The 17,441-nt window shown below is 61.6% G+C and carries 11 protein-coding genes, 4 tRNA genes and 1 pseudogene; all 16 read right to left on the bottom strand.

Annotated features, from left to right (window positions below; all coding sequences use genetic code 11):
- Nucleotides 1-19: 19 nt before the first annotated feature.
- The gene (rpsG, locus tag LXM88_RS06595) at nucleotides 20-490 is read right to left on the bottom strand and encodes a 30S ribosomal protein S7 (protein WP_006477195.1); all 471 of its coding nucleotides are present in this window, start codon (nucleotides 488-490) and stop codon (nucleotides 20-22) included.
- Nucleotides 491-664: 174 nt separating this feature from the next.
- Nucleotides 665-1,045 carry a 30S ribosomal protein S12 gene (rpsL, locus tag LXM88_RS06590; protein WP_006400662.1) on the bottom strand — a complete coding sequence of 127 codons (381 nt, stop codon included), beginning with the start codon at nucleotides 1,043-1,045 and terminating at the stop codon, nucleotides 665-667.
- A gap of 227 nt (nucleotides 1,046-1,272) precedes the next feature.
- Nucleotides 1,273-3,120: a DNA helicase RecQ gene (gene recQ / locus LXM88_RS06585; RefSeq protein ID WP_175921168.1), complete on the bottom strand. Its 1,848-nt coding sequence runs from the start codon at nucleotides 3,118-3,120 to the stop codon at nucleotides 1,273-1,275.
- Between the two features lie 314 nt (nucleotides 3,121-3,434).
- Nucleotides 3,435-7,682 (bottom strand): DNA-directed RNA polymerase subunit beta', encoded by a 4,248-nt coding sequence (gene rpoC, locus LXM88_RS06580; RefSeq protein WP_262539798.1) that lies wholly within the window; start codon nucleotides 7,680-7,682, stop codon nucleotides 3,435-3,437.
- A gap of 21 nt (nucleotides 7,683-7,703) precedes the next feature.
- A complete protein-coding gene (rpoB, locus tag LXM88_RS06575; RefSeq protein WP_262539796.1) occupies nucleotides 7,704-11,810 on the bottom strand; it encodes a DNA-directed RNA polymerase subunit beta in 4,107 nt (1,368 codons plus the stop codon).
- A gap of 377 nt (nucleotides 11,811-12,187) precedes the next feature.
- Nucleotides 12,188-12,562 carry a 50S ribosomal protein L7/L12 gene (gene rplL, locus LXM88_RS06570; protein ID WP_262539795.1) on the bottom strand — a complete coding sequence of 125 codons (375 nt, stop codon included), beginning with the start codon at nucleotides 12,560-12,562 and terminating at the stop codon, nucleotides 12,188-12,190.
- 63 nt (nucleotides 12,563-12,625) lie between these two features.
- Nucleotides 12,626-13,123 (bottom strand): 50S ribosomal protein L10, encoded by a 498-nt coding sequence (rplJ, locus tag LXM88_RS06565; protein WP_027788582.1) that lies wholly within the window; start codon nucleotides 13,121-13,123, stop codon nucleotides 12,626-12,628.
- Between the two features lie 295 nt (nucleotides 13,124-13,418).
- Nucleotides 13,419-14,117, bottom strand: coding sequence for a 50S ribosomal protein L1 (rplA, locus tag LXM88_RS06560; RefSeq protein ID WP_006482906.1), 699 nt, complete (start codon nucleotides 14,115-14,117; stop codon nucleotides 13,419-13,421).
- Nucleotides 14,118-14,549: a 50S ribosomal protein L11 gene (rplK, locus tag LXM88_RS06555; RefSeq protein WP_006753591.1), complete on the bottom strand. Its 432-nt coding sequence runs from the start codon at nucleotides 14,547-14,549 to the stop codon at nucleotides 14,118-14,120. It lies immediately after the preceding gene.
- A 140-nt stretch (nucleotides 14,550-14,689) separates the two neighbouring features.
- The gene (gene nusG / locus LXM88_RS06550; protein WP_006400672.1) at nucleotides 14,690-15,247 is read right to left on the bottom strand and encodes a transcription termination/antitermination protein NusG; all 558 of its coding nucleotides are present in this window, start codon (nucleotides 15,245-15,247) and stop codon (nucleotides 14,690-14,692) included.
- A 1-nt stretch (nucleotide 15,248) separates the two neighbouring features.
- A complete protein-coding gene (secE, locus tag LXM88_RS06545) occupies nucleotides 15,249-15,629 on the bottom strand; it encodes a preprotein translocase subunit SecE (protein ID WP_006482892.1) in 381 nt (126 codons plus the stop codon).
- Nucleotides 15,630-15,671: 42 nt separating this feature from the next.
- Nucleotides 15,672-15,747, bottom strand: a tRNA-Trp gene (locus LXM88_RS06540).
- Nucleotides 15,748-15,806: 59 nt separating this feature from the next.
- Nucleotides 15,807-16,998, bottom strand: a pseudogene (gene tuf / locus LXM88_RS06535) (elongation factor Tu).
- A gap of 64 nt (nucleotides 16,999-17,062) precedes the next feature.
- Nucleotides 17,063-17,137 (bottom strand) — tRNA-Thr (locus tag LXM88_RS06530).
- A 25-nt stretch (nucleotides 17,138-17,162) separates the two neighbouring features.
- Nucleotides 17,163-17,236 (bottom strand) — tRNA-Gly (locus LXM88_RS06525).
- A gap of 44 nt (nucleotides 17,237-17,280) precedes the next feature.
- Nucleotides 17,281-17,366 (bottom strand) — tRNA-Tyr (locus tag LXM88_RS06520).
- Between the last annotated feature and the right edge of the window lie 75 nt (nucleotides 17,367-17,441).

Genomic DNA, 17,441 nt, shown 5'->3' with positions numbered 1-17,441 from the left:
AAAAAGCCCAGCCAGGCGCTTAGAAACGGAAATGCGAGAACGCGCGGTTGGCTTCTGCCATGCGGTGAACTTCATCGCGCTTCTTCATCGCGCCGCCACGGCCTTCGGCCGCTTCGGAGAGTTCACCTGCCAGGCGCAGGGCCATCGACTTCTCGCTACGCTTCTTCGCAGCCTCACGCAGCCAGCGCATCGCCAATGCCATACGACGCGACGGGCGCACTTCGACCGGAACTTGATAGTTGGCACCACCAACGCGACGGCTCTTCACTTCGACCACCGGCTTCACGTTGTTGAGCGCAACCGTGAACACTTCCAGCGGGTCCTTGCCACCCTTGGTCTGGATCTGTTCGAATGCGCCATAAACGATGCGCTCTGCGACCGACTTCTTGCCGGACAGCATCAGCATGTTCATGAACTTGGCAACATCAACGTTGCCGAACTTCGGATCCGGCAACACTTCCCGCTTGGGGACTTCGCGACGACGCGGCATGATTCTTCCTTTACTTGTTCAGTTGGAGCTGTATTTCCAGCCCCGCGGCCACCAACAAACCCGATCACATCTTCACGACTAACCAGCTTGGCCGGGTGACCACTTACTCGACAGCACCGGCAATCCGGCACTCCCGCCTTGACCGCCCAGAGGCGATCCCTGATCAAAAACTGCTTACTTGGCAGCCTTTGCACGCTTCGCGCCGTACTTCGAGCGCGCTTGCTTACGGTCCTTGACGCCCTGGGTATCCAGCGAGCCGCGAACCATGTGGTAACGCACACCCGGCAAGTCCTTCACACGGCCGCCGCGGATCAGCACAACCGAGTGTTCCTGCAGGTTGTGGCCTTCACCGCCGATGTACGAAATCACTTCGAAGCCGTTCGTCAGACGAACCTTGGCGACCTTACGGAGTGCCGAGTTCGGCTTCTTCGGCGTCGTCGTGTACACACGGGTGCACACGCCGCGACGCTGGGGGCAGTCCTGCAGGGCCGGGCTCTTGCTCTTCGTCGTTTCCGACTGACGGCCTTTGCGAACCAGTTGGTTGATGGTTGGCATTGTTTATTCCTGAAATTGAACAAAATCTGCGCATCGATTTCGGGCAAAGCGAGAATCGGCGCGCAGTTGACTTCCGAACCGGCGAAACGGGTGCGAACCTTCGAACGCAACTCAGCCCACCAAATACCGGAACCCAACATAATATTCCGGAAATGCCAACTAAGTCAACGGCTTGCGTGATTTGCCGGCGGGCCGCGCGGTTTACAGGAAGGGTCTGAACACCTGTGTCAGGCCGATTCGACGACGTCGATGATCTCGTCGCCGAAGCGCTCGAGCTTGCGCACACCCATGCCAGGGATATGGCGCAGGTCGTCGATCGTCTCCGGCGCGTTGCGCGCGATTTCCGCGAGCGTCGCGTCGTGGAAGATCACGTAGGCAGGCACGCCGTCCGTCTTCGCGGTTTCCGCGCGCCACGCGCGCAGCGCATCCCACCGTGCGCGCTCCCGCGTGCCCATGCCGGCCGTCGGATCGACGCGCGTGCCGCTGCGGCTCGACGACTGGCGCGTGCGCTGCGGCTTCACGTAGCGGCGCAGCGTGACCTTCTCCTCGTTCTTCAGCACGGGCTTCGCGGCCTCGGTCAGCATCAGCGCGCCGAAGCCGCCATGGTCGACCGCCAGGTAGCCGTACGCGACGAGCTGCCGGAAAATCGCGCGCCACTCGGGTTCCGACAGCGACGCGCCGATCCCGAACGTCGTGAGCTGATCGTGGCCGCGCTGCAACACTTTCTCGGTACGCCCGCCGCGCAGGATCTCGATCAGGTGGCTCGAACCGAAATTGAAGCCGCTCGCACGCTGCGCACGGAACACGCACGAAAGCGCCATCTGCGCCTCGCGCGTTGCGTCCCACGAATCGGGCGGCTCGAGGCACGTGTCGCAGTTGCCGCACGGCTGGCTCGCCTCGCCGAAGTAGTTCAGCAGTCGCACGCGGCGGCACGAGATCGTCTCGCACAGCCCGAGCAGCGCGTCGAGCTTCGACGTCTGCACGCGCTTGTGCGCGTCGTCGGCATCGGACTCGTCGATCATCTTGCGCTGCTGGACGACGTCGCCGAGGCCGTACGCCATCCACGCATTCGCGGGCATCCCGTCGCGGCCCGCGCGACCGGTTTCCTGGTAGTAGCCTTCGACGCTCTTCGGCAGATCCAGGTGCGCGACGAAGCGCACGTCGGGCTTGTCGATACCCATGCCGAACGCGATCGTCGCGCACATCACGATGCCTTCCTCGCGCTGGAACATCTCCTGGTGCTTCTGCCGCACCTCGAACTCCATCCCCGCGTGATACGGCAGCGCGCGCACGCCCTGCGCCTTCAGCCACTCGGCCGTCTCCTCGACCTTGCGGCGCGACAGGCAATAGACGACGCCCGCATCAGTCGTGCCGTCGGCATTCGTGTGTTCGGCGCGGATGAAGTCGAGCAGTTGCGAACGCGCGTTGTCCTTCTCGACGATCCGGTAGCGGATGTTCGGGCGATCGAAGCTCGAGATGAACACGCGCGCGTCGTCGAGCGCGAGGCGATGGATGATCTCGTCGCGCGTGATCGCGTCGGCCGTGGCCGTCAGCGCGATGCGCGGCACCGACGGGAACCGCTCGTGCAGCACCGACAACTGGATGTATTCCGGCCGGAAATCGTGCCCCCATTGCGACACGCAGTGCGCTTCGTCGATCGCGAACAGGCCGATCTTCGCGCGTTCGAGCAGATCGAGGAAACGCCCCGTCATCAAGCGTTCGGGTGCGACATACAGCAGGTCGATCTCGCCTTCGCGCAGCGCGCGCTCGGTCGCCGCTGCCTCGGCACCCGACAGCGTCGAATTCAGGTAGGCCGCGCGCACGCCGACTTCGCGCAGCGCGGCGACCTGGTCCTGCATCAGCGCGATCAGCGGCGACACGACGATGCCGGCGCCCTGCCCGGCCTCGCGGCGCAGCAGCGCCGGGATCTGGTAGCACAGCGACTTGCCGCCGCCGGTCGGCATCAGCACGAGACAATCGCCGCCGCCGGCGACGTGTTCGACGATCTCGCCCTGCTGGCCGCGAAATGCGGAATAACCAAAGACTTCGTCGAGGATTTCGAGGGCGCGGGACATGAATGATGAGAACGAGGACGGCTGGACGATGACCGCAAGTTTAACAACCCGCTCGCGCGACGCGTGGCGAATCGTGCAATGTTGGCCAATCGGACAGGGTTCGTTCGCGTGCATGACGGGCCTGCCGCGGCCGCGCCGCAAGCGATCGCGAGGCATGCAGCAGCACCTGCAGCGATGGGACGCATCGCTCGCAAACAGCCGCGGCCGGCGATGCGCAGGCGCGTCATGCGCGTGAACGACGGATAAAAAAAACCGCCCGGCAAAACCGGGCGGTTTCGATGACAGCGAGGCGAGGCGGCTCGCGCCGCCCGCGCTTACTCGGCTGCCGGGTGCTGTTGCGGCTCTTCCGCAGCAGGCGTGCTCGGCGTGCCGAAATCGAACGCCTCTTCCGCTGCGATCTGGTCGAAACGCTCGCGATCCGACGATTCCTTCGCCTTGCGTGCCTTGTGGAACGCGAGACCCGTACCGGCCGGAATCAGACGGCCGACGATCACGTTTTCCTTCAGACCGCGCAGATCGTCGCGCTTGCCCATGATCGCCGCTTCGGTCAGCACGCGGGTCGTTTCCTGGAACGATGCCGCAGAGATGAACGAGTCGGTCGACAGCGATGCCTTCGTGATACCGAGCAGCACGTTGTCGTACGAAGCCGGACGCTTGTCCTCGGCGATCATGCGATCGTTCTCGTCCAGCATGTCGGAACGTTCGACCTGCTCGCCCGGGATGAAGCGCGTATCACCGTTGTCGGTGATCTGCACACGACGCAGCATCTGGCGAACGATCACCTCGATGTGCTTGTCGTTGATCTTCACGCCCTGCAGACGATACACGTCCTGCACTTCGTCGACGATGTAGCGCGACAGCGCCTCGATACCCTGCAGACGCAGGATGTCGTGCGGATCGGCCGGACCGTCCACGATCATTTCGCCCTTGTTGACGACCTGAGCATCGTGGACCAGCACCTGCTTTTCCTTCGCGATCAGGAACTCGTGCTGGTTGCCCTCGAGATCCGTGATGACGAGACGCTGCTTGCCCTTCGTGTCCTTACCGAACGACGTCGTACCGGTGACTTCCGCGAGAATGCCGGCATCCTTCGGCGAACGCGCTTCGAACAGTTCCGCCACCCGCGGCAGACCGCCGGTAATGTCACGCGTCTTCTGCGCTTCGGTCGGGATACGTGCGAGCACTTCACCGACCTGCACCTGCTGGCCATCCTTCACGGTAATCAGTGCGCCGACCTGGAAGCCGATCTGCACTGCGTGTTCCGTGCCCGGAATCTTCACTTCTTCGCCGTTTGCGTCGAGCAGCTTCACCTGCGGACGCACGCTCTTCGAAGCCTGCGAACCGCGACGCTTCACGTCGATCACGACCAGCGTCGACAGGCCGGTCACGTCGTCGATCTGCTTCGCGACCGTCACGCCTTCCTCGACGTTCTCGAACTTCACCGTACCACCGTACTCGGTGATGATCGGACGCGTCAGCGGATCCCACGTGGCGAGCTGCGTGCCTGCCTTGATGGTCGCGCCGTCGAGCTGCAGCAGCGTCGCGCCGTACGGCACTTTGTGACGCTCGCGCTCGCGACCGAAGTCGTCGGTGATCATCGCTTCGCCCGAACGGGAAATGACGATCTGCTCGCCCTTCGCATTCGTGACGTAGCGCATCGTTGCCGTGAAGCGCACGATACCGTTGCTCTTCGCTTCGACCGACGAGGCCACTGCCGCACGCGATGCCGCACCACCGATGTGGAACGTACGCATCGTCAGCTGCGTGCCCGGTTCGCCGATCGACTGTGCCGCGATCACGCCGACTGCTTCGCCGACGTTCACGAGCGAGCCGCGGCCGAGGTCACGGCCGTAGCAGGCCGCGCACAGACCGTAACGCGTTTCGCAGGTCAGCGGCGTGCGCACGCGCACTTCGTCGATGCCGAGGCGTTCGATTTCCTCGACCGCCGTTTCGTCGAGCAGCGTGCCCGATTCGTACAGCGTTTCCTGCGTTTCCGGGTTCACGACGTCCGCGACCGCGACGCGGCCGAGGATACGGTCGCGCAGCGCTTCGACGACTTCACCGCCTTCGACCAGCGCCTTCATCGCGACGCCGTTCGACGTGCCGCAATCGTCCTCGACCACCACCAGATCCTGCGTGACGTCGACCAGACGACGCGTCAGGTAACCCGAGTTCGCGGTCTTCAGTGCCGTATCAGCCAGACCCTTACGTGCACCGTGGGTCGAGATGAAGTACTGCAACACGTTCAGGCCTTCGCGGAAGTTCGCGGTAATCGGCGTCTCGATAATCGAGCCGTCCGGCTTCGCCATCAGGCCACGCATACCGGCCAGCTGACGAATCTGCACCGCCGAACCCCGGGCGCCCGAGTCGGCCATCATGTAGATCGAGTTGAACGACTCCTGGCGCGTCTCGTTGCCGTCGCGGTCCGTCACCGGCTCCGTCGACAGCTGCTCCATCATCGCCTTGCCGACCGCTTCCGACGTCGCCGACCAGATGTCGACCACGTTGTTGTAGCGTTCCTGCGCGGTGACGAGACCCGACATGTACTGGCGGTCGTATTCCTTCACCTTCTTCGCGGCGTCGCCGACGATCGTTTCCTTCTGCGGCGGCACGAGCATGTCGTCCACGCAGATCGAAATGCCGGCGCGCGTCGCGAGACGGAAACCCGACTGCATCAGCTGGTCGGCGAACACCACCGTCGCGCGCAGACCGCACTTGCGGAACGCCGTGTTGATCAGGCGCGAGATTTCCTTCTTCTTCAGCGGCTTGTTCAGCACCGAGAACGGCAGGCCGTGCGGCAGGATCTCCGACAGGATCGCGCGACCAACGGTCGTCGCGTACAGCGTGATCTTCGGCACGAATGCCGGTGCGCCTTCCGACTTGTCTTCGTTGTGGACCATTTCGGTGATCCGCACGTTGACGCGCGATGCCAGCTCGACTTCCTTGTTCTCGTACGCGCGGATCGCTTCCGACACGCCCGTGAACGACAGGCCTTCGCCCTTGCCGTTGATCGCTTCGCGGGTCGCGTAGTACAGACCCAGCACGATATCCTGCGACGGCACGATCGACGGATCGCCGTTGGCCGGGAACAGCACGTTGTTCGACGCCAGCATCAGCGTGCGCGCTTCCATCTGCGCTTCGAGCGACAGCGGCACGTGAACGGCCATCTGGTCACCGTCGAAGTCGGCGTTGAACGCCGCGCAGACGAGCGGGTGCAGCTGGATCGCCTTGCCTTCGATCAGCACGGGCTCGAACGCCTGGATACCGAGACGGTGCAGCGTCGGCGCACGGTTCAGCATCACCGGGTGCTCGCGGATCACCTCTTCGAGGATGTCCCACACCACCGGCGTCTGGTTCTCGACTTCCTTCTTCGCAGCCTTGATGGTCGTCGCGACGCCCATCACTTCCAGCTTGTTGAAGATGAACGGCTTGAACAGCTCGAGCGCCATCAGCTTCGGCAGACCGCACTGGTGCAGCTTCAGCGTCGGGCCGACCACGATGACCGAACGGCCCGAGTAGTCGACGCGCTTGCCCAGCAGGTTCTGACGGAAACGACCGCCCTTGCCCTTGATCATGTCGGCGAGCGACTTCAGCGGACGCTTGTTCGCGCCCGTCATCGCCTTGCCGCGACGACCGTTGTCGAGCAGCGAGTCGACGGCTTCTTGCAGCATCCGCTTTTCGTTGCGGACGATGATTTCAGGCGCCTTCAGCTCGAGCAGACGCTTCAACCGGTTGTTACGGTTGATCACGCGGCGATACAGGTCGTTCAGGTCCGACGTCGCGAAACGGCCGCCGTCCAGCGGCACGAGCGGACGCAGTTCCGGCGGCAGCACCGGCAGCACTTCGAGGATCATCCACTCGGGCTTGATGCCCGAGCGCTGGAATGCCTCGAGGACCTTCAGGCGCTTCGCGTACTTCTTGATCTTCGCTTCCGAGCCGGTGTTCTTCAGCTCGGTGCGCAGCGTCTCGACCTGCTCGTCGATGTTGATCGCGCGCAGCAGTTCACGCACGCCTTCCGCGCCCATCTCGGCACGGAATTCGTCGCCGTATTCCTCGACCTTGTTGTAGTAATCCTCTTCGGTCATGATCTGCCGCGCCTTCAGCGGCGTCATGCCCGGTTCGATCACCACGTACGCTTCGAAGTACAGCACGCGTTCGATGTCGCGCAGCGTCATGTCGAGCACCATGCCCAGACGCGACGGCAGCGACTTCAGGAACCAGATGTGCGCGACCGGCGAGGCCAGTTCGATGTGGCCCATGCGTTCGCGACGTACCTTCGCCAGCGTCACTTCGACGCCGCACTTCTCGCAGATCACGCCGCGATGCTTCAGACGCTTGTACTTGCCGCACAGGCACTCGTAGTCCTTGATCGGCCCGAAGATCTTCGCGCAGAAGAGACCATCCCGTTCCGGCTTGAACGTACGGTAGTTGATGGTCTCCGGCTTCTTCACTTCGCCGAACGACCACGAACGGATCTTGTCAGGCGAAGCCAGACCGATCTTGATCGCGTCGAAAACTTCTTCCTGTTGGACTTGCTTGAATAGATCGAGCAGAGCTTTCATTGCTTTCTCTCCGTAGTCCGATTAATTGCGGTCGAGATCGATATCGATACCGAGCGAGCGGATTTCCTTCACGAGCACGTTGAAGGATTCCGGCATGCCTGCATCGATCACGTGATCGCCCTTGACCAGGTTTTCGTACACCTTGGTCCGGCCGGTCACGTCGTCCGACTTCACCGTCAGCATTTCCTGCAGCACGTAGGACGCGCCGTACGCTTCGAGTGCCCACACTTCCATTTCACCGAAACGCTGGCCACCGAACTGCGCCTTACCACCCAGCGGCTGCTGCGTGACGAGCGAGTACGGGCCGGTCGAACGCGCGTGCATCTTGTCGTCGACCAAGTGGTGCAGCTTCAGGTAGTGCATGTAGCCAAGCGTCACGCGACGTTCGAACATTTCACCCGTGCGGCCGTCGTACAGGCGGACCTGGTTCTTCGACGGGTTCATGCCGAGCTGTTCCGCGATGTCGTCCGGGAACGCGAGGTCGAGCATCTTGCCCATTTCTTCCTCGGTCGCACCGTCGAACACAGGCGTTGCGAACGGCACGCCTTCGCGCAGGTTCTTCGCGAGTTCGAGGATCTCGTCGTCGGTGAAGCTTTCCAGATCTTCCTGGCGGCCCGAGTCGTTGTAGATCTTCGTCAGGAACACGCGCATTTCCTCGATCTTCGCCTGACGCTGCAGCATTTCGCCGATACGCCAGCCGAGGCCCTTCGCGGCCCAGCCGAGGTGCACTTCCAGAACCTGACCCACGTTCATCCGCGACGGCACGCCGAGCGGGTTCAGCACGACGTCTGCCGGACGGCCGTCGGCCATGTACGGCATGTCTTCGATCGGGACGATCTTCGACACGACACCCTTGTTACCGTGACGGCCTGCCATCTTGTCGCCAGGCTGCAGGCGGCGCTTCACCGCGAGGTACACCTTGACCATCTTCAGCACGCCCGGCGGCAGTTCGTCGCCTTGCGTGAGCTTCTTGCGCTTCTCTTCGAACGCGAGGTCGAACTGGTGACGCTTTTCTTCGATCGAGTTCTTGATCGCTTCGAGCTGCGCCGCTGCTTCGTCGTCCGCGAGGCGGATGTCGAACCAGTGGTAGTGGTCGAGGTCTTCCAGGTAAGCCTGGTCGATCTTCGTGCCCTTCGCGAGCTTCTTCGGACCGCCGTTCGCGACCTTGCCCACGAGCATGCGCGCGAGACGCTGGAACGCGTCGCCTTCCACGATGCGCAGCTGGTCGTTCAGGTCGAGACGGTAACGCTTCAGTTCGTCGTCGATGATCTGTTGCGCACGCTTGTCGCGCTGGATGCCTTCACGCGTGAACACCTGGACGTCGATCACGGTACCGCTCATGCCCGACGGCACGCGCAGCGACGTGTCCTTCACGTCCGAAGCCTTCTCGCCGAAGATCGCGCGCAGCAGCTTCTCTTCCGGCGTCAGCTGGGTCTCGCCCTTCGGCGTGACCTTGCCGACCAGCACGTCGCCCGCTTCGACTTCCGCACCGATGTACACGATGCCCGATTCGTCGAGACGGCCGAGCTGGACTTCCGCCAGGTTCGAGATGTCGCGCGTGATTTCTTCCGGCCCGAGCTTCGTGTCGCGTGCAACGACGTTCAGCTCTTCGATGTGGATCGACGTGTAGCGATCGTCGGCCACGACCTTCTCCGAGATCAGGATCGAATCCTCGAAGTTGTAGCCGTTCCACGGCATGAACGCGATCAGCATGTTCTGGCCGAGCGCGAGCTCGCCCAGGTCCGTCGAGGCGCCGTCGGCCAGCACGTCGCCGCGCGAGACCTTGTCGCCCATCTTCACGATCGGACGCTGGTTGATGTTCGTGTTCTGGTTCGAACGCGTGTACTTGATCAGGTTGTAGATGTCGACACCGACTTCACCTGCGACCGCTTCGTCGTCGTTCACGCGAATCACGATACGGCCTGCGTCGACATAGTCGACGACGCCACCGCGGAACGCCTGAACCGTCGTGCCCGAGTCGACCGCGCAGGTGCGCTCGATGCCCGTACCGACGACCGGCTTTTCCGGACGCAGACACGGCACGGCCTGACGCTGCATGTTCGAGCCCATCAGTGCACGGTTCGCGTCGTCGTGCTCGAGGAACGGGATCAGCGAAGCTGCAACCGACACGATCTGCGACGGTGCGACGTCCATGTACTGGATACGGTCCGGCGTGACCATCATCGTTTCGCCGGCTTCACGCGACGACACGAGTTCGTCGATCAGCGTGCCGTTCTCGTCGATCGCGGCGTTCGCCTGCGCGATCATGTAGCGGCCTTCCTCGATCGCCGACAGGTAGTCGATCTGATCGGTCACCTTGCTGTCCACGACCTTGCGGTACGGCGTCTCGAGGAAGCCGTACTCGTTCAGGTGCGCGTACAGTGCGAGCGAGTTGATCAGGCCGATGTTCGGACCTTCCGGCGTTTCGATCGGGCACACGCGGCCATAGTGGGTCGGGTGCACGTCGCGGACTTCGAAGCCTGCACGCTCGCGCGTCAGACCGCCCGGGCCCAGTGCGGAAACACGGCGCTTGTGCGTGATTTCCGACAGCGGGTTGGTCTGGTCCATGAACTGCGACAGCTGCGACGAACCGAAGAACTCGCGGATCGCCGACGAAATCGGCTTCGAGTTGATCAGGTCGTGCGGCATCAGGTTTTCGCTTTCGGCCTGGCCGAGGCGTTCCTTGACCGCGCGCTCGACACGCACGAGACCGGCGCGGAACTGGTTTTCCGCCAGTTCGCCGACGCAACGCACGCGACGGTTGCCGAGGTGGTCGATGTCGTCCACTTCGCCCTTGCCGTTGCGCAGCTCGACGAGGATCTTGATCGTCGCGAGGATGTCGTCGTCCTGCAGCGTCATCGGGCCGGTGATCTCGTCACGGCTGACGCGGCGGTTGAACTTCATGCGGCCGACCTTCGACAGGTCGTACGCTTCTTCGCTGTAGAACAGACGGTTGAACAGTGCCTCGACCGCTTCTTCGGTCGGCGGCTCGCCCGGACGCATCATGCGGTAGATCGCGATGCGCGCGGCCGTCTTGTCGGTCGTTTCGTCCACACGCAGCGTCGACGAGATGTACGGGCCCTGGTCCAGATCGTTCGTGTAGAGCGTCTGGATGTCCTTGATGCCCGCTTCGCGCAGCTTCTCGAGCACGCTTTCCGTGACTTCGTCGTTCGCGCTCGCGATCACTTCGCCGGTGTCGCCGTCGACGACGTTCTTCGCCAGCACGCGGCCGAGCAGATAGTCTTCCGGCACCGAGATGAACTTGGTCTTCGCGGCTTCGAGGTCGCGAATGTGCTTCGCGTTGATCCGCTTGTCCTTCTGGACGATGACCTTGCCATCACGATCCGTGATGTCGAAACGCGCGACTTCGCCACGCAGGCGCTCGGGCACGAACTCGAGTTGCGCGCCTTCGTCCATCAGCGTGAAGTTGTCGAACACGAAGAAGTTCGCGAGGATCTGTTCCGGCGTCAGGCCGATGGCCTTCAGCAGGATCGTGACCGGCATCTTGCGGCGACGGTCGACGCGGAAGTACAGGATGTCCTTCGGATCGAATTCGAAGTCGAGCCACGAGCCGCGGTACGGAATGATCCGTGCCGAGAACAGCAGCTTGCCCGAGCTGTGCGTCTTGCCCTTGTCGTGTTCGAAGAACACGCCCGGCGAACGGTGCAGCTGCGAGACGATGACACGCTCGGTGCCGTTGATGACGAACGAGCCCGTCGGCGTCATGAGCGGAATTTCGCCCATGTACACTTCCTGCTCCTTCACTTCCTTGACGACCGGCTTGTTCGGCGATTCCTTGTCGAGGATGACGAGGCGGACCTTCGCGCGCAGCGCGGAGCAGTACGTCAGGCCGCGCTGCTGGCATTCCTTGATGTTGAATGCCGGCGCGGACAGCGCATAGCTCACGAACTCGAGGCGCGCGAAGCCGTTGTGCGAAACAATGGGAAATACCGATGTGAACGCGGCCTGCAAACCTTCAGGCTTGCGTTGCGTCGCCGGCACATCGGCTTGCAGAAACGTGCTGAATGATTCAAGCTGGGTAGCCAGCAAGAACGGAACTTGGTGAACGATGGGGCGCTTCGCGAAACTCTTGCGAATGCGCTTCTTCTCGGTGAAGGAATATTGCATACGATCTCCGAATCACGGCGGGTGCTATCGAGGCGGAATACCTGGACGTTTCAAACCCGAGTGTTCACCGACTGAGACCCGATGGCCGTTCGACGGCTTGAACGAGCCGAGAAGCTTGGTGGTTGGCCGCTACCAACCGCTGGCTGACGGCAGCGGATGCCTGTGTTGCCCGCTACCCGACCAAACTTGCCTTCTGCAGTCGCTTCAGAAGACAAAGAGAACCGCCAATCGTAACCAATGACAACGATCAGGCGGTTTTCTTTGGCTTCTGGGGCCGATTATTCAGGCTCCCGAATGAGTGCCAGAATAACGTCCCCACAAAGCACAAAAAGGCCGGCGGTGAAAATACCGCCAGCCTTCGCACAGCGCGTCGAAACTTACTTGATTTCGACCTTCGCGCCTGCTTCTTCCAGCTTCTTCTTGGCTTCTTCAGCAGCAGCCTTGTCGACGCCTTCCTTGACGGGCTTCGGTGCACCGTCAACCAGGTCCTTCGCTTCCTTCAGGCCCAGGCCCGTCAGTTCGCGAACGGCCTTGATCACGCTGACCTTGTTGCTACCGGTTTCAGCCAGAACGACCGTGAATTCGGTCTTTTCTTCAGCAGCAGCAGCAGCGCCGCCGCCTGCCGGGCCAGCGACTGCCACTGCAGCTGCCGACACGCCAAACTTTTCTTCGAACGCCTTGACCAGTTCGTTCAGTTCCAGAACGGTCATCCCTTCGACTGCTGCCAGGATGTCTTCTTTTGCGATTGCCATTTGAAATACTCCTAAATTGAATTCGGATACAGCCAGCGATCAATGACGCTGATGCACGCTCGATTACGCAGCTTCCGCTTGCTTCTTCTCGGCCAGCGCGGCCAGAGCGCGCGCGAAGCCCGAAACAGGCGATTGCATAACGAACAGCAGCTTCGAGAGCAGTTCTTCGCGGCTCGGGATGCTTGCCAGCGCTTGTACGCCAGCCTTGTCCATCACCTTGCCATCGAACGAACCAGCCTTGATGACCAACTTGTCATTGCTCTTGCTGAAGTCGTTGACGACCTTAGCAGCAGCAATTGCATCTTCCGAGATGCCGTAGATCAACGGGCCAGTCATCTGCTCTGCCAGCGGAGCAAACGGCGTACCTTCGACAGCGCGACGCGCCAGCGTGTTCTTCAACACGCGCAGGTAAACCTGTTGCTCACGCGCTTGCGCGCGCAGCTTGGTCAGATCGCCAACCGCAATTCCACGATACTCAGCCAGCACAACGGTCTGGGCCTTCGCGACTTGCGCGGAAACCTCAGCGACGACGGCTTGCTTGTCTTCTCTATTAAGCGGCACGGTTAGCCTCCAGAAACGATACGTTCGGCACGAAACCTCACGTACCTCGTTCAACAACGGCGTCCGACCTCGTTAGGAGTATTTCCACCTCACACCGCGAATCGCTTCACGGCCTGCGGCTTCACCACTGCAAAACTTTTTCGGGTTCGCCATCTGCGTTGGCTTGAATTAAGGGATCGCCTGACTGCTGCGCCCCACCAACGGTCTTTGATAACCGGTTGCCCGCCTTGCTGCACGAACAACCGCCCAAAGCCCATGAAGGCCGCTTCGCGAACGAAGCGGCCTGAATACTTGCTTACTGTGCTGCCAGCGTAGCCTGGTCGACACGCACGCCGACGCCCATCGTGCTCGACAGTGCGATCTTGCGCAGGTACACGCCCTTGCTCGTTGCCGGCTTCGCCTTCTGCAGCGCTTCGATCAGCGCCGACAGGTTCGAACGCAGCGCGGTCGGCTCGAACGATGCACGGCCGATGGTCGCGTGGATGATACCGGCCTTGTCGACACGGAATTGCACCTGACCAGCCTTCGCGTTCTTGACGGCGGTTGCGACGTCCGGCGTGACCGTACCGACCTTCGGGTTCGGCATCAGGCCGCGCGGGCCGAGGATCTGACCGAGCGTACCGACGATACGCATCGTGTCCGGCGAAGCGATCACGATGTCGAAGTCCATCTGGCCAGCCTTGATCTGCTCAGCCAGGTCTTCCATACCGACGATTTCCGCGCCTGCTGCACGAGCCTGCTCGGCCTTTTCGCCTTGCGCGAACACGGCAACGCGAACCGACTTGCCCGTACCGGCCGGCAGAACGACCGAACCACGAACGACCTGGTCCGACTTCTTTGCATCGATGCCGAGCTGGACTGCGACGTCGATCGACTCGTCGAACTTCGCGCTCGCGCATTCCTTCACGAGGCTCAGTGCGTCTTCGATCGCGTACAGCTTCTGACGATCGACCTTGGCAGCAAATGCCTGACGGCGCTTGGAGATCTTAGCCATTTACACGCCCTCCACAGTGATGCCCATCGAGCGTGCGCTACCAGCGATGGTGCGAACGGCTGCGTCCAGATCAGCTGCCGTAAGGTCCGGCATCTTGGTCTTCGCGATTTCTTCGGCTTGAGCGCGCGTGATCGAACCGACCTTGTCGGTGTGCGGCTTGCTCGAGCCCTTGTCCACCTTCGCCGCCTTCTTGATCAGGACGGTCGCCGGCGGCGTCTTCATCACGAACGTGAAGCTCTTGTCAGCGAATGCCGTGATGACCACCGGCACCGGCAGACCCGGCTCCATGCCTTGAGTCTGCGCGTTGAACGCCTTGCAGAACTCCATGATGTTCAGGCCGCGCTGGCCCAGTGCCGGACCGACCGGCGGCGACGGGTTGGCTTTACCTGCAGGAATCTGCAGCTTGATAAAGCCGACAATCTTCTTTGCCATTTGTAAACCTCGTTGGAACGCCAAGCGGCGTTCGGTGAGTGATAACGCGCTTTCGCCGCTGGCTACTGACGCTCCTCAACGACCATGACGCGGGCCGTAAGCGCGAAGGTGGGCAGCCGAGGCTGCCCACCGAATCGGGATCAAACTTTTTCGACCTGGCCGAACTCGAGTTCGACCGGGGTGGATCGGCCAAAGATGGTGACCGACACACGCACGCGCGATTTTTCGTAGTTGACTTCTTCGACGGTGCCGTTGAAGTCCGTGAACGGGCCTTCCTTGACACGCACCATCTCGCCAACTTCGAACAGGGTCTTCGGGCGCGGCTTTTCGACGCCTTCCTGCATCTGCGACATGATCTTCTCGACTTCCTTCGGGGAAATCGGGGTCGGGCGGTTACGCGCACCGCCGACGAAGCCGGTGACCTTCGCGGTGTTCTTCACGAGGTGCCACGTTTCGTCCGTCATTTCCATTTCCACCAGCACGTAGCCGGGGAAGAAACGACGCTCGGTCACAGCCTTGTGGCCGCCTTTGACTTCGACCACTTCTTCGGTCGGAACCAGGATCTGACCGAATTTGTCCTGCATGCCAGCACGTTCGATGCGCTCCTGAAGCGCACGTTGCACGCTCTTCTCCATACCGGAGTAGGCGTGCACGACGTACCAACGTTTTCCGCTCGGGGATGCCGGAGTATCGCTCATATCATTTCCAACCCAGAATCGCCGAGAAAATCACCCATTCGATCGATTTGTCACTCAACCAGAGGAAAATCGCCATCACGAGCACGAAACCGAACACGACGAGTGTGGTTTGCGTTGCTTCCTTGCGGGTGGGCCATACGACCTTCCGGACTTCCTTGTACGAATCCTTGGCAAAAGCGATGAGGCTCTTGCCAGGTGCGGACATCAGCCCGACGGCCACGCCGGCGATGATACCTACCGCCAACGCGGCACCGCGGACATACCACTGCTGATTGGCCAGCCAGAAGAAGCCCACGAATCCGGCCAACACCAACAATACGCCCAGGGCCAGCATCAGCTTATCGCCGGAGGTATTTACAGTTTCGACGGATGGATTCGCCATAACACCTTAAAACAAATGCCACGTGAGACACGTGGCGATTTTTGGCAGGGGCAGAGGGAATCGAACCCCCAACCTTCGGTTTTGGAGACCGACGCTCTGCCAGTTGAGCTATACCCCTAAACCATGCTGGGGCCGGCTGCTGCCAGCCCCAAAACTGTCGATCAACGAATAACTGGCTTACTCGATGATCTTGGCGACGACGCCGGCGCCGACGGTACGGCCACCTTCGCGGATTGCGAAGCGCAGACCTTCTTCCATCGCGATCGGAGCGATCAGCTTCACCGTGATCGACACGTTGTCGCCCGGCATCACCATTTCCTTGTCCTTCGGCAGCTCGATCGAGCCCGTCACGTCCGTCGTACGGAAGTAGAACTGCGGACGGTAGTTGTTGAAGAACGGCGTGTGACGGCCGCCTTCGTCCTTGCTCAGCACGTACACTTCAGCCGTGAAGTGCGTGTGCGGCGTGATCGAACCCGGCTTCGCCAGAACCTGGCCACGCTCCACGTCTTCACGCTTCGTGCCGCGCAGCAGGATACCGACGTTGTCGCCTGCCTGACCTTGGTCCAGCAGCTTGCGGAACATTTCCACGCCCGTGCAGGTCGTCTTCACCGTCGGCTTGATACCGACGATTTCGATTTCTTCGCCGACCTTCACGATGCCGCGCTCGACACGACCCGTCACCACCGTACCACGGCCCGAGATCGAGAAACACGTCTTCCACCGGCATCAGGAACGCGCCGTCAACTGCACGCTCCGGCGTCGGGATGTACGTGTCCAGCGCGTCGGCCAGGTTCATGATCGCCACTTCGCCCAGCTCGCCCGTGTCGCCTTCCAGCGCCAGCTTCGCCGAACCCTTCACGATCGGCGTGTCGTCGCCCGGGAAGTCGTACTTCGACAGGAGTTCGCGAACTTCCATCTCGACCAGCTCGAGCAGTTCTGCGTCGTCCACCATGTCGCACTTGTTCAGGAACACGATGATGTACGGAACGCCAACCTGACGCGCCAGCAGGATGTGCTCACGCGTTTGCGGCATCGGGCCGTCTGCTGCCGAGCAAACCAGGATCGCGCCGTCCATCTGTGCCGCGCCCGTGATCATGTTCTTCACGTAGTCAGCGTGGCCCGGGCAGTCGACGTGTGCGTAGTGGCGGTTAGCCGTTTCGTACTCGACGTGTGCCGTGTTGATCGTGATGCCGCGCGCCTTTTCTTCCGGTGCCGCGTCGATCTGGTCGTACGCCTTCGCTTCGCCGCCGAACTTCTTCGTCAGAACCGTCGTGATCGCTGCCGTCAGCGTCGTCTTGCCGTGGTCAACGTGACCAATCGTACCAACGTTCACGTGCGGCTTGGTCCGCTCAAATTTACCCTTGGCCATTTTCGACTCCCAAAAGGAATTTCACAGGTTGCGCCGCGCGCAAACAGACACTGACTTGTACTACTGGTGCCCATGGGCAGGATCGAACTGCCGACCTCTCCCTTACCAAGGGAGTGCTCTACCACTGAGCCACATGGGCGCTTTTACGCTTCAACTTCACGGTCTGGAGCGGGTGAAGGGAATCGAACCCTCGTCGTAAGCTTGGAAGGCTTCTGCTCTACCATTGAGCTACACCCGCACGGGCGACTAACGATTCCCTACCGCTCTTTCAGCTGATGTTCTTGGTGGAGGAGGTTGGATTCGAACCAACGTAGGCGTAAGCCAACAGATTTACAGTCTGCCCCCTTTAGCCACTCGGGCACCCCTCCGTAGAGAACTGACGATTATGGGGGTGCATCGCACTCCTGTCAAGCACATCCGGAAGATTATTTTCACTCTCTTCC

It is taken from the genome of Burkholderia sp. S-53 (assembly GCF_025560745.1).
In the GTDB taxonomy this organism is placed as follows: Bacteria; Pseudomonadota; Gammaproteobacteria; order Burkholderiales; family Burkholderiaceae; genus Burkholderia; species Burkholderia pyrrocinia.
This window is presented reverse-complemented; position numbering and strand designations above follow the sequence as displayed.